12 protein-coding genes are annotated in these 12,586 nt (G+C 63.9%); 3 read left to right on the forward strand and 9 right to left on the reverse strand.

The genetic code is table 11. The features are described 5' to 3' along the window. Positions 1–7 precede the first annotated feature (7 nt). The 3 genes from AB4136_RS14155 to AB4136_RS14165 are packed head-to-tail and all read left to right on the forward strand — an operon-like array spanning position 8 to position 2,631. Positions 8–607 carry a dimethylamine monooxygenase subunit DmmA family protein gene (locus AB4136_RS14155; protein ID WP_024925727.1) on the forward strand — a complete coding sequence of 200 codons (600 nt, stop codon included), beginning with the start codon at positions 8–10 and terminating at the stop codon, positions 605–607. After that, positions 604–1,569, forward strand: coding sequence for a PDR/VanB family oxidoreductase (locus AB4136_RS14160; RefSeq protein WP_024925728.1), 966 nt, complete (start codon positions 604–606; stop codon positions 1,567–1,569). The genes AB4136_RS14155 and AB4136_RS14160 overlap by 4 nt, the downstream gene beginning before the upstream one ends. A gap of 21 nt (positions 1,570–1,590) precedes the next feature. Next, on the forward strand, positions 1,591–2,631 hold the full coding sequence (locus tag AB4136_RS14165) for a heme-dependent oxidative N-demethylase family protein (protein ID WP_024925729.1): 1,041 nt from the start codon (positions 1,591–1,593) through the stop codon (positions 2,629–2,631). A 41-nt stretch (positions 2,632–2,672) separates the two neighbouring features. Here AB4136_RS14165 and AB4136_RS14170 read toward each other — a convergent pair whose 3' ends face one another. The 9 genes from AB4136_RS14170 to AB4136_RS14210 form a co-directional block, all read right to left on the reverse strand. Beyond that, positions 2,673–3,389, reverse strand: coding sequence for a helix-turn-helix domain-containing protein (locus AB4136_RS14170; protein ID WP_024925730.1), 717 nt, complete (start codon positions 3,387–3,389; stop codon positions 2,673–2,675). 173 nt (positions 3,390–3,562) lie between these two features. Next, complete coding sequence (locus AB4136_RS14175) at positions 3,563–4,531, reverse strand: 2-hydroxyacid dehydrogenase (protein WP_024925731.1); 969 nt, start codon at positions 4,529–4,531, stop codon at positions 3,563–3,565. Positions 4,532–4,609: 78 nt separating this feature from the next. Then, positions 4,610–5,509 (reverse strand): succinate--CoA ligase subunit alpha, encoded by a 900-nt coding sequence (gene sucD / locus AB4136_RS14180; protein WP_024925732.1) that lies wholly within the window; start codon positions 5,507–5,509, stop codon positions 4,610–4,612. An 11-nt stretch (positions 5,510–5,520) separates the two neighbouring features. Then, complete coding sequence (locus AB4136_RS14185) at positions 5,521–6,705, reverse strand: malate--CoA ligase subunit beta (protein ID WP_024925733.1); 1,185 nt, start codon at positions 6,703–6,705, stop codon at positions 5,521–5,523. A 13-nt stretch (positions 6,706–6,718) separates the two neighbouring features. After that, a complete protein-coding gene (locus tag AB4136_RS14190; protein ID WP_024925734.1) occupies positions 6,719–7,684 on the reverse strand; it encodes an HpcH/HpaI aldolase/citrate lyase family protein in 966 nt (321 codons plus the stop codon). Positions 7,685–7,706: 22 nt separating this feature from the next. Next, positions 7,707–8,897 (reverse strand): aminotransferase class V-fold PLP-dependent enzyme, encoded by a 1,191-nt coding sequence (locus tag AB4136_RS14195; RefSeq protein ID WP_024925735.1) that lies wholly within the window; start codon positions 8,895–8,897, stop codon positions 7,707–7,709. Positions 8,898–9,177: 280 nt separating this feature from the next. Next, entirely contained in the window at positions 9,178–10,692 is a 1,515-nt protein-coding gene (gene amaB, locus AB4136_RS14200; protein WP_024925736.1) for an L-piperidine-6-carboxylate dehydrogenase, read from the reverse strand. A gap of 194 nt (positions 10,693–10,886) precedes the next feature. Next, positions 10,887–12,158: an RNA polymerase sigma factor gene (locus AB4136_RS14205; RefSeq protein ID WP_024925737.1), complete on the reverse strand. Its 1,272-nt coding sequence runs from the start codon at positions 12,156–12,158 to the stop codon at positions 10,887–10,889. After that, positions 12,155–12,529, reverse strand: coding sequence for a YciI family protein (locus tag AB4136_RS14210; RefSeq protein ID WP_024925738.1), 375 nt, complete (start codon positions 12,527–12,529; stop codon positions 12,155–12,157). The genes AB4136_RS14205 and AB4136_RS14210 overlap by 4 nt, the downstream gene beginning before the upstream one ends. Positions 12,530–12,586 lie beyond the last annotated feature (57 nt).

Raw genomic sequence — 12,586 nt, forward strand, 5'->3', positions numbered from 1 at the left:
GGACGGGATGCCGGCAAAGACGATCCTAAGTCGCCCGGTCTATGGAACCCTGTCGCCCCAGACCGGCAAGAACCATCTCCTCGTCGCGGACGCCGAAGGCGCGTCCGCGATCCTCGATCTGGCGAAGAAGGCCCCCGAAGGTTTCTTCGCCAGTGCCCACATCATCTACGTTCCGGGCAGGACCGGGCAGCAGTTCCAGCCCGCGCTTCGCGCGTTGAACGCCGCCCAATTCTACGAGGGGCCGTCCATCGCCGCTGCACTGCCTCGGCTCAAGCAGACGCTCGCCAATGCGCATATGGGGCTGCGGCTCTATCTTGCCGGCACCGAAGGCCTGATCGGCCAGGCCATGCAGGCGGCGCTGGAAACCGGCATCGACCATTCCTCGATCCAGACCGAGCATCGCGGCTCCTGGGCGCGCCGTGTGCAATGCGTGCACTGCAAGGGCATCACCGAGAACGTCACCACGCAGCCGGTTACCTGCGCGCATTGCGGCCTCCTGCTTCTGGTGCGCGATCACTATTCGCGCCGCCTCGCCGCCTTCCAGGGCGTCTGCATCAATGCCGAGGATCCGAGCGAGATCCCTCAGAAAGAGGAGATTTTCCGGTGAGCGCGGGAACCACGAAATTGAACGTCACCGTAACCGACGTGGTCGCGGTCAACGAACTGGTCAAGCGTTTCCATTTCGAGCGCACCGATGGCGGCGACCTGCCAACCTTTTCCGGCGGTGCCCATGTCGTGGTGGAAATGCGCGACGGCGACAAATCGCGGCTGAACCCCTATTCGCTGATGAGTTCGCCGCTCAACACGCGCGACTACACCATCTCGGTGCGGCGTGACGATTCCGGTCGCGGCGGCTCGCTGTTCATGCACGGCCAGGTCAAGCGCGGCATGGAGATGGTGATCTCCTATCCCGTCAACCTGTTCTCGCTCGATCTGCGCGCGAAAAAGCACGTGCTGCTGGCCGGCGGCATCGGCATCACGCCGTTCATGGCGCAGACCGCGCAGCTTGCCGGTGAAGGCGGCAATTTCGAGCTCCATTACACCTGCCGCACGCCGGCGCTCGCCACCTACGCCGACACTTTGCGCGAACGCTATGGCAAGCGCATCAACATCTATTACGACGACGCCAACGAGCGCCTGCCGCTCGAACGCCTTTTGACCGCGCAGCCGCTCGGTACCCATCTTTATGTCTGCGGCCCCGCCGGCATGATCCGCTGGGTCCGCGAAACGGCGGCCGCGCATGGCTGGCCGGACGAGACCGTGCACTACGAGCACTTTGCCGCCCCGCAGCCGGGCTTGCCCTTCGACGTCACGCTCGCGCTCAGCAGGAAGCAGATACGCGTCGGCGGAGAGCAGAGCCTGCTCGAGGCGATGGAAGCCGCCGGTATCGACCCGCCCTATCTGTGCCGCGGCGGCGTCTGCGGCCAGTGCGAGACCAATGTCGTCTCCCATGACGGCACTTTTAAACACAACGACCACTGGCTGACCGAGGCCGAACACTGCTCGGGCAGGAAGATCATGCCTTGCGTCTCGCGCTTCGAGGGCAAGTCCCTCGTGCTTGAGCGCTAGCGGAACCACAGGGAGGAACCTATGGGCATCAATTTCAGGCAAGAGACGTTCCGCGACGATTTCACTTTCAGGAACAGCCCGGAATTCATCCGGCGGTTTCCCTTCCCCTTCCACGAAGACGCCTACATGTACGCGGTCAACATCGAGCCGCATGTGCAGGGCCCGAAGGACAGCGTTTTTGAAAACCTGATCGATGTCGACGAACACTACGTCGCCGAGATGCGGGACCGCGCCATGGTGCTGGCCGAGGACCCGTTGCGCTGCCAATCGCTGCCGCACATGACGCTGGCCGGCTGGGACCTGCTCGAACTTTTGATGACCGAACAGGCCAAGGGTTATCCCGAGCATTTCTCGCTGACGCGCGAGGGTGACCGCTGGCGCTGGATCAACCGGCCGCTCGGCATCGACGACACCTTCACCTTCGGCGACCTCTCCACCCTGCCCTATGGGCCGATGGAATACATCACCCGCCAGAGCCAGGGCGATTTCTGCATTCTCGACCAGCGCGACGGCAATCTTTGGATGGATGCCGGCATGGTCACCACGCAAGCCGACTGGTCGCTCGATTTCGACATCGGCATGAACTTCTTCGAATGGCATGCACCGGTGCCGCTGGCGCATGAAAAAGGCATCTTCACCCGTGCGCTGAAATTCCTCACCAACATCCAGCAAGGCAAGCCGGCGCGGCGGCTGAACTGGACGATGACCATCAATCCGCGCCTCGACACCAGCCCGGAGAACTACCACAAATGGGGCACCGACCGAACGACGGTCACCCCTGAAAACGTCGGTGACAAGGTGCATCTGCGGGTCGAACTGCAGAGCTTCTGGCGCCTGCCGCGCTCCAACGCCCTGGTCTTCCCGATCCGCTGCTATCTCATCAAGATGGACGAGCTGGTAACCCAGCCGAAATGGGCGCGTCGCTTCCACCGCGTGCTGCGCGACCTGCCGCAGCAACTGGTCGACTACAAGGGCCTCACCCGTTATCGGCCGACGGTCATCGAATGGCTGTCGAAATATGATGACGGCGCCCCGACCTCGCCCGGCTTCGGCCCGGACTAGACTTCACCTGTCGGGGCGGAGAACGAGGAGCCGGACCCGCGCTAGTCCTGGTTGGAGCCCTGTCCGTAGGAAATGATCGACAGGTAGCGGATCGGAAGTTTCGTCAGTTCGTCGGGGCCGTGCGGCGCATCGGCGTCGAAGAACAGGCTGTCGCCCGGCAGCATCCGGAACAGGTTGTTGCCGTGGCGATAAACCACTTCACCTTCCAGCATATAGAGGAATTCCATGCCGTCATGCTGGAAGGCCGGGAAGACATCGGAATCTTCCGTCAGCGTGATGAGATAGGGTTCGACCGTCACCCCCGCTGTATTCGAACTGATATAACCGAGCAGGTTGTATTGATGACCGGCGCGGGTGCCGCGGCGTTCGACGTCGACGCCTTCGCCGGCCTTCACGAACACGGCATTGCGCTCTTCCTCGAAACGCCGGAAGAAGGAACTCAACGGCACGCCGAGTGCGCGCGACAACGCCTGCAAAGTCGTCAGCGACGGCGACGTGATGCCGTTCTCGATCTTCGACAGCATGCCGAGTGAAATATTGGTGGTTGCGGCAAGATCGGCGACAGTTATGCCGAGCTTTTTGCGGAAAGCCCGCACCTCGTGACCGATGGCGACTTCCAGAACCTTCTCGCGCGTATCGCGAACCGCATGCGGATCCTGATGCAGCGGAGCCGACTTGGGCTGAACGGAAGCTTTTGCCTTCTTGGAAGCCTTGGTGACGTCACCGCCGCCCTTACCATCCTTGACGGACTTGTCCATTATATACCCCCGCAACTTCGCTGTTCACCATAGGTAAACATATTCACCCTTTGGTTCAAGACCAAAGGATAAGTGCGACGAAGTGCAAGGGGCTTGGGAAAAACCAACCCTCTCGGACCAAAAAGATCAGCTAAGCTTTTTGCGCGATCGACCTCCCTTGACCGGACGCGTGCTCAAACAACGCGATCGGGAACAGTCCCGCCGGCGAAGAAAGCGGTGATGTTATCCACCACCTTCATGCCCATGGCGACACGGGTTTCTTCCGTGGCGCTGCCCAGATGCGGCAACAATACGGTGTTTTCCAGCCGGATCAGCCGCTCCGGAACCTGGGGTTCTTGCGCAAACACGTCGAGCCCGGCGCCGGCGATCGCATGACGCTCCAGCGCATCGGCAAGCGCGTTTTCATCCACCACGTCGCCGCGCGCCGTGTTGATGAGGAACGCGCTTTTTTTCATGCGCGCCAGCCGATCCGCATTGATCAGGCTGCGGTTCTCCGCACCGCCCGGGCAATGCAGCGAGACGAAGTCGGCCTGCTCGAGCACATCCTCGATCGACAGCAGTTGCACCGCGCCCAGCGCCCGCGTCTCCTCGTCATCGACACGCGAGCGGTTGAAGAAGATCACCTTCATGCCGAACCCAAAATGCGCGCGGCGGGCCATTGCCTTGCCGATCCGCCCCATGCCGATGATGCCGATCGTCTTGCCGGTCACCTTGGCGCCGATCATGTGGGTCGGGCACCAGCCCTTCCATTCGCCGGCGCGAAGCTGGCGTTCGCCCTCGCCGGTGCGGCGGGCAACGGATAACAAAAGGCTCATCGCGATATCGGCTGTGCAGTCGGTCAACACACCCGGCGTGTTGGTCACGACGATGCCACGCCGTTTCGCCGCCTCGACGTCGATATGGCTGAAGCCGACGCCGAAATTGCCGATGATCCTGGTGCGCGGCTGCTCCTCGGGGAAAACCTCCGCCGGCAGTCTGTCGCTGACGGTCGGCAGCACGGCGTCGAAATTCAGCAGCGCCGCCTTGAGCTGGGTCGCCGTGAACGGAATGTCGCCCGCATTGAGCGTGGTGTCGAAGCGCTCGGCGAGCACCTGTTCGACAGCGGCCGGCCACTTCCGGGTCACGATCACGCGTGGCTTCATCGATTGCTCCTCCAGGACACGGTATCGGGGCAGTGCCGTGGGCCGGCGCCGCCCCGATTGGATATTGCGTCAACCTGTTTAAGCGGCTTTGCGCTGCTCTGCCAGCACGCCGGCCACGGTCGGCCCGAAGGAAGCCGGCGTTGCCACGATGGTGACACCGGCGTCACGCAGGATTTCCACCTTCTCCTGCGCGGATTCGCCGAAGGCCGAGATGATGGCGCCGGCGTGGCCCATGCGTTTTCCCTTCGGTGCCGACAGGCCGGCGATGTAGGCGATCAGCGGCTTCTTCATGTTGGTCTTGGCCCATTCGGCGGCTTCCGCCTCCTGCGGCCCGCCGATTTCGCCGATCATCACCACCGCGTCCGTCTCATCGTCCTTCTCGAACAGTTCGAGAATGTCCTTGAACGACGAGCCGTTGATCGGATCGCCGCCGATGCCGACGCTGGTCGACACGCCGATGCCGAGCGCCTTCATCTGCGAGGCGGCTTCGTAGCCCAGCGTACCGGAGCGACCGACGATGCCGACGCGGCCCGGCAGATAGATGGAACCGGGCATGATCCCCATCAGCGCCTGTCCGGGCGTGATGACGCCGGCGCAGTTCGGGCCGATCAGCGTCATGCGGTCCTCGCGGCGGTAGCGCAGCATGTAGCGCTTCACCCGCATCATGTCCTGCGAGGGGATGCCGTCGGTAATGCAGACGCAAAGCTTGATGCCGGCATCGGCCGCTTCCATGATCGAGTCGGCCGCGAAGGGCGGCGGCACGAAGACGATGCTGGCCTCCGCGCCGGTCTCGCGCACCGCACCCTTGACCGTGTTGAAAACCGGAATGCCCTGTTGCGACTGGCCACCCTTGCCGGGCGTGACGCCGCCGACGACATTGGTGCCGTAGCGTTTCATGTCCTCGGCGTGGAAGGAGCCGATCTTGCCGGTCAGGCCCTGGACGATGACTTTCGTATTGCGATTGAGCAGAACTGACATCTGGTCCTCCCTCAGCTGGCTTTCTTGAGCGTCGACTGGCGCATCGCGGCGACCGCCTTTTCAGCGGCTTCCGCAAGCGTTTCGGCCACGATGATGGTTTGGCCCGAAGCGCTGAGAATACGGCGGCCTTCCTCGACATTGGTGCCGGCAAGCCGCACCACCAGAGGCACATTGACCCCCACTTCTGTCATGGCCTTGAGCACGCCCTCGGCCACCCAGTCGCAGCGGTTGATGCCGGCGAAGATGTTGACGAGAATGGCCTCGACATTCTTGTCGGCGAGCACCGCGCGGAACGCCTTGGCCACCCGCTCCGGCGAAGCGCCGCCGCCGATATCGAGGAAGTTCGCGGGCTCGCCGCCGGCGATCTTGATCATGTCCATCGTCGCCATCGCCAGCCCGGCGCCATTGATGATGCAGCCGATATTGCCGTCGAGGCCGACATAGGAGAGACCGCGGTCGCTGGCGAAGGTTTCGCGCGGGTCTTCCTGCGATTTGTCGCGCAGTTCCGAAATCTCCGGCCGGCGGAACAGCGCGTTCTCGTCGAACGACATCTTGGCATCCAGCGCCATCAGATTGCCTTCGCGGGTCACCGCGAGCGGATTGATCTCCAGCATCGAGGCGTCATAGTCGCGAAACACCTGGTAGCAGCCCATGATGGTGTCGGTCGCCTTGCCGATCAGGCTGTTTTCCAGCCCCAGCCCGAAGGCGATCTCGCGCGCCTGGAACTGCTGCATGCCGACACCCGGGTCGACGGTGGCGCGGATGATGGAATCCGGCTGCCGCTCGGCGATCTCCTCGATCTCCATGCCACCGGAGGCCGACGCCACGATCATCACGCGCTCGGCCTTCCGGTCGAGCACGAAGCCGAGATAGATCTCCTGGCGGATATCGACGGTTTCCTCGATGTAGAGACGCGACACCAATTTGCCGCGCGGCCCGGTCTGATGCGTCACCAGCTTGCGGCCGAGCATGGTTTCGGCGGCATCGGACACTTCCTTGTCGGACTTGCAGATGCGGATGCCGCCGGCCTTGCCGCGCGCGCCGGAATGGATCTGCGCCTTCACCACCCATTTGTCGCCGCCGATCTCGCGGGTGCGGTAGGCGGCTTGTTCGGGACTGTAGGCCAGCCCGCCACGCGGAATGTGGACGGAGTGGCGCGAAAGCAGTTCCTTGGCCTGATATTCGTGAATGTCCATGTCGAACTCCCTCTTAGTTCGGCAGCGCCTGGCGCGAACGCGCCGACTGCTCGATTGCTTCGTGCGTCACCAGCACATTGCGGGCCATGCGTTCGGAGGCGGCATCGATCATCTTGCCGTCGAGCGCGGCCGCACCCTTGCCCTGTTCTTCCGCCTCCTTCAGCACTTCGATGATGCGGCGGGCGCGAGTGACTTCCTTCTCCGGCGGCGAGAACACCGCATTGGCGAGTTCGATCTGCGAAGGATGGATGGCCCATTTGCCCTCGATGCCCAGCGCCGCCGCCCGGCGGGCGGCCGCGATGTAGCCGTCCGGATCGGAGAAATCGCCGAACGGACCGTCGATGGCGCGAAGACCGTAGGCCCGGCAGGCGACCGTCATGCGCGACAGCGCAAAATGCCATTGGTCGCCGGGATAGTCGGGATTGAGACCGCCGATATTGACCGTGCGCGCCTTGCAGCTCGCCGCATAGTCGGCGACACCGAAATGCAGCGCCTCCAGCCGGCTTCCGAAGGCGGCGATCGCCTCGACATTGGCCATGCCGAGTGCCGTCTCGATCAGGGCTTCGAGGCCGACGCGTGTCTTGTAGCCCTTGGCCATCTCGATCTGGTTGACCATCGCCTCGACCATGTAGAGATCGGCCGGCACACCGACCTTCGGCACCAGGATCGTATCCAGCCGGTCGCCGGCCTGTTCCATGATGTCGACGACGTCGCGATACATGTAGTGGGTGTCGAGGCCGTTGATGCGCACCGACACGGTCTTGCCCTTGGCGCGCCAATCGATGTCGTTCAGCGCCTCGATGATGTTCTTGCGCGCGCGCTCCTTGTCGGGCGGCGCCACGGCATCCTCGATATCGAGGAAGATGAAGTCGGCGGCGCTCGACGCCGCCTTCGTGATCATGTCCGGATTGGAACCCGGGACCGCAAGCTCGGAGCGCTGCAGCCGCAGCTTGCGCAGATGGTTGATGGTGTGGCTCATGCCGGCTCTCCCCGCGCTCTGCTCAAGCGGCCTTGGCGACGGCGACCGGCCCGGCCAGCCGGAAGTGCTCGAGCGCGGCGCCGACGCCGGAACCCGGCGCCAGCTTCACGCCACAGTCACGCAGCGCCATTTCCGCCGCCGAGAGAGCGCCGCACACCATCACCTCGTTCAACCAGCCGAGATGGCCGATGCGGAACACCTTGCCCGCCACCTTGTTCAGGCCGACGCCAAGCGACGTCTGGTACTTGTGGTATGCGCGCTTGACGACTTCCGCGCTGTCGATGCCTTCCGGCACATGGATGGCGCTCACCGTGTCGGAATGCCATTTGCGCTCCTTGGCGCAGAGCTTCAGCCCCCAGGCATCGACCGCCTTGCGCACGCCTTCCGCGAGATGGTGATGACGGGCGAAGATCGCCTCCAGCCCTTCGGCCTCGATGAGATCGAGCGAGACGCGCAGGCCGCGCAACAGTTGCGTCGCCGGCGTGTAGGGGAAAAAGCCGTTGTCGTTGTTGCGGATCATGTCATCGAAGGAGAAATAGCAGCGGCGGCCCTTTGCGGTCTTGGCCGCTTCAAGTGCCTTCTGGCTGACCGAGAGGAACCCCAGGCCGGCCGGCAGCATGAAACCTTTCTGCGAGCCCGAGACGGCGCAGTCGACGCCCCACTCGTCCTGGCGGAAATCGATCGAGCCAATCGACGAGACACCGTCGACGAAGAGCAGCGCCGGATGGTTTGCCGCATCCAACCCCTTGCGCACGCCGGCGACATCGCTGGTCACGCCGGTCGCCGTCTCGTTATGCGTGCAGAACACCGCCTTGATACGGTGCTCCTTGTCCGCCGCGAGTCGCTCCGCATAGATCTCGACCGGCACGCCGGTGCCCCATTCGGTGTCGATGACGTCGACCTCGAGGCCGAGCCGCTCGGCCATGTCGACCCACAGATGCGAGAACTGGCCGAAACGCGACATCAGCACGCGGTCGCCAGGGCTGAGCGTGTTGGTCATCGCTGATTCCCAGGCGCCGGTGCCCGACGACGGGTAGATGAAGACGCGGCCGCTTTCGTTCTTGAACACCCGCTTCAACCCGGCGAACAGGCCAAGCGTCAGCTCGGGAAAGGTCGAGGCGCGCATATCCTCCATCGGCAGGTTCATGGCCTGCCGGACCTGCTCCGGAATGTTTGTCGGCCCTGGGATGAAGAGATGCGTGAAACCAGCCATGATGATCCTCCCGATCTGTCTGCGCCAACCCTTGCCAAGGCCGGCGGGCAATTCGGCGGGCTCCGCCGTGGGAAGAATAATCTTTTCCTGCCGCGCCTCTCACAACACCTGCCAAGGTGGAACCTTCCACCATCTAGCGTCGGCACAAACCTGCCTGCCGGGTAGGCCAAGCCCCTACCCGGATAGGCCGAACGCCACCCGGAACGCCGGCGATGCGAAGACAACGAAAAACGGCGGACCAAGGCCCGCCGTTCATCATGCTCGGAAAGCGCGAGATCGCTTAATCGATGTCGAAGGACACGCCCTGCGCCAGCGGCAGTGCCTTGGAATAATTCACCGTGTTGGTAGCGCGGCGCATATAGGCCTTCCAGGCGTCCGAGCCGCTCTCGCGACCGCCGCCGGTTTCCTTCTCGCCACCGAACGCACCGCCGATTTCGGCGCCGGAGGTGCCGATATTGACGTTGGCGATGCCGCAGTCGGAACCGTCGGCGCTGAGGAAGCGTTCCGATTCCTGCAGGTCGCGCGTGAAGATCGACGACGACAGGCCCGCGCCCACCGCATTGTGCAGGTCGAGCACCTGGTCGAAGTCGGAATATTTCATCACATAGAGGATCGGCGCGAAGGTCTCTTCCAGAACCGGGCCGGCCTGCTTCGGCATCTCGACCAGCGCCGGACGCACATAATAGGCATCCTTATGGCCGTTCTCGACGCGAGCGCCGCCGGTGATCTTGCCGCCATGCTCGCCGGCTTCCTTCAGTGCCTTCTGCATGCCGTCGAACGCCATCTTGTCGATCAGCGGGCCGACCAGCGACGAGGTTTCCAGCGGATTGCCGACCGAAACGCTCTCATAAGCCTTCTTCAGGCGCGGCACGAGCTGGTCATAGACGCTCTCATGCACGAACAGGCGGCGCAGCGTGGTGCAGCGCTGGCCGGCGGTGCCCATGGCGCCGAAGGCGATGGCGCGCAGCGCCATGTCGAGATCGGCCGACGGGCAGACGATGCCGGCATTGTTGCCGCCGAGTTCAAGCACGGCGCGCGCGAAACGCTTGGCCAGCCGCGGGCCGACCTCGCGACCCATGCGGGTCGAGCCGGTGGCCGAAACCAGCGCCACCTTGGGATTGTCGACCAGCACTTCGCCGATGCCGCGCTCACCGATCAGCACCGGTGCCAGATTGGCCGGCGCATCAGTGCCGAAGCGCTTGACGGCGCGTGCGAAGATCGCCTCGCAGGCGAGCGCGGTCAGCGGCGTCTTTTCGGACGGCTTCCACACCACGGAGTCGCCGCAAACCAGCGCCAGCGCCGCGTTCCACGACCACACGGCGACCGGGAAGTTAAAGGCCGAGATGACGCCGACGACGCCGAGCGGATGCCAGGTCTCCATCATGCGGTGGCCGGGGCGCTCGGTGGCGATGGTCAGGCCGTAGAGCTGGCGCGACAGGCCGACGGCGAAATCGCAGATGTCGATCATTTCCTGCACTTCGCCCAGACCCTCGGACGGGATCTTGCCGACCTCGATCGAAACCAGGCGGCCGAGCTCGGCCTTGTGGGCGCGCAGTTCTTCACCCAGCAGCCGCACCAGTTCGCCGCGCTTCGGACCGGGCACCAGGCGCCAGGCCTTGAAGGCCTCATGCGCGGCATCGATCGCCTTGCCGGCATCGGCCGCCGAAATCTGCTTCAGCGCCGCAAGCTGCTCGCCCGTCACCGGGCTGCGCACCACCAGATCGCCGCCCGAAAGGGCTTCCTTGGCAACGCCAAGTTTCGCGAGCAGTTCGGCGGTTTCCTTCGCAATCGTCATCGTCATCCCTTTCGAATTTGTGCTGATATGGCGACAGCAGCAGCCATCCGCCACCCCGCGGCTCCTCCTGCGCGGGTCTTTGGCGTGGCATTACCCGTTTCAGGGGCAAACCGCCACCCCGGCATGGTCCAAGCCTGTGGCAGTGACGATTGATCCAGTGAAAAACGATCCGAACGAATGATCGTGCCTTCGACCTAGCTGGCCTTTTCAGCCTTGCCTTGCGCGGCTTCCGCCTTCAATCGATCGAGATGCATGCGGATGTGGGCCGCTTCCGCCGCCGTATTGGCCAGCGCGATCGCCCTGTCGAAGGCGACACGCGCCTCCTCGTTGCGGCCAAGCTGCATCAACAGCCCGCCCTTCAGCCCGAAGAAATGGAAATAGCCGGAAAGCCGCTCGGCAAGCGGTTCGATCATGGCCAGCGCTTCCTCCGGCCCGCGCACCTTGGAGACGGCGACAGCGCGGTTCAGCGTTACCACCGGCGACGGCTGCATGCGCTCGAGCAGGCCGTAGAGCAGGTCGATTTCCTGCCAGTCCGTCTCCGCTGCCTTGGCCGCGCGGGCATGCAACGCGGCGATCGCGGCCTGCACCTGATAGGGGCCGGGCTTGCGGTGGCGCAGCGCCTTGTCGACGAGAGCCAAACCTTCCTCGATCATCTTGCGGTTCCACTGCGTGCGGTCCTGGTCCTCCAGAAGCACGATTTCGCCATTGGCGTCGAAACGCGCCGGCGCCCGCGCATGCTGCAGCAGCATCAGCGCCGTCAGGCCCATCACTTCCGCCTCGGTCTGGAACAGCCGCAGCAGCAAGCGGGCAAGCCGGATCGCTTCCTCGCATAGAGGCTCGCGCGCCGGCGCTTCGCTGCTGTTGGTGGAGTAACCTTCGTTGAAGACGAGATAGACCATCGCCATGACGGCGGCCAACCGCTCGGCCCGCTCCACCGCGCCCGGCGCCTCGAACGGCACGCCGGCATCCGCGATGCGCGCCTTGGCGCGGGTGATGCGCTGTTCCATGGCGCTTTCACCGACCAGGAACGCACGCGCTATCTGTTTCACCGAAAGGCCGGAAACGATGCGCAAGGCCACCGCGATCTGCTGGGTGGACGGCAGGTCCGGGTGGCAGCAGATGAACAACAGCCTCAGGATGTCGTCCCGGTAATGCGCGCCGTCCAGCCGCTCAGCGATGTCGGCTTCCGCATCCTCCAGATCGGAAACCTGGTCCTCGTCCGGCATCGCCGTCTGCTTGCTTCGCTTGCGCACCGCGTCGATGCCGCTGTTGCGGCCGACGAAGATCAGCCAGGCGGCGGGATCGCGCGGTGGTCCGTTCTGCGGCCAACTCTTCAAGGCGCGCAGGCATGCGTCCTGGAATGCTTCCTCCGCCGTATCGAGATCGCGGAAGTAGCGCAGCAACGCCCCCATCGCCTGCGGGCGCGCGGCGCTGATGGTGTTGCTGATCCAGGCGAGATCGCTCATACGGGAACCCTTACTCTGTCGAACATGGAAATCGGCCGGATCTCGTAGGATCCGCCGCTGGGATTGACGTCCGAAAGCTCCCGCGCGAAGTCCAGCGCCTCGTCGAGATTGTCGCAATCGATCGTATAGAAGCCGAGGAACTGCTCCTTGGTCTCGGCAAACGGCCCGTCGATGACCAGCGGCTCGCCCTTGACCTTGCGCAGCGTTGTGGCGGCGGTCGTCGGCAGGAGGCGCGCCACAGGGCCGAGTTTCCCGGCCTTGACGTACTTCTCCTGCACCTTCGACAGCTTGACCATGATCTCGTCGTCCTGCTCCTTGGTCCAGGTACCGACGACGTCTTCGGAGGCATAGCAGAGGACGGCGTAGAGCATTGCAAACCCTTTCTGTGTCTAAGGACGTAAGAGTTAGGTATTTCCCGACATTGCGTC

Origin of the sequence: Mesorhizobium sp. 2RAF21 (genome assembly GCF_052115345.1) — a bacterium.
Lineage (GTDB): Bacteria > Pseudomonadota > Alphaproteobacteria > Rhizobiales > Rhizobiaceae > Mesorhizobium > Mesorhizobium terrae.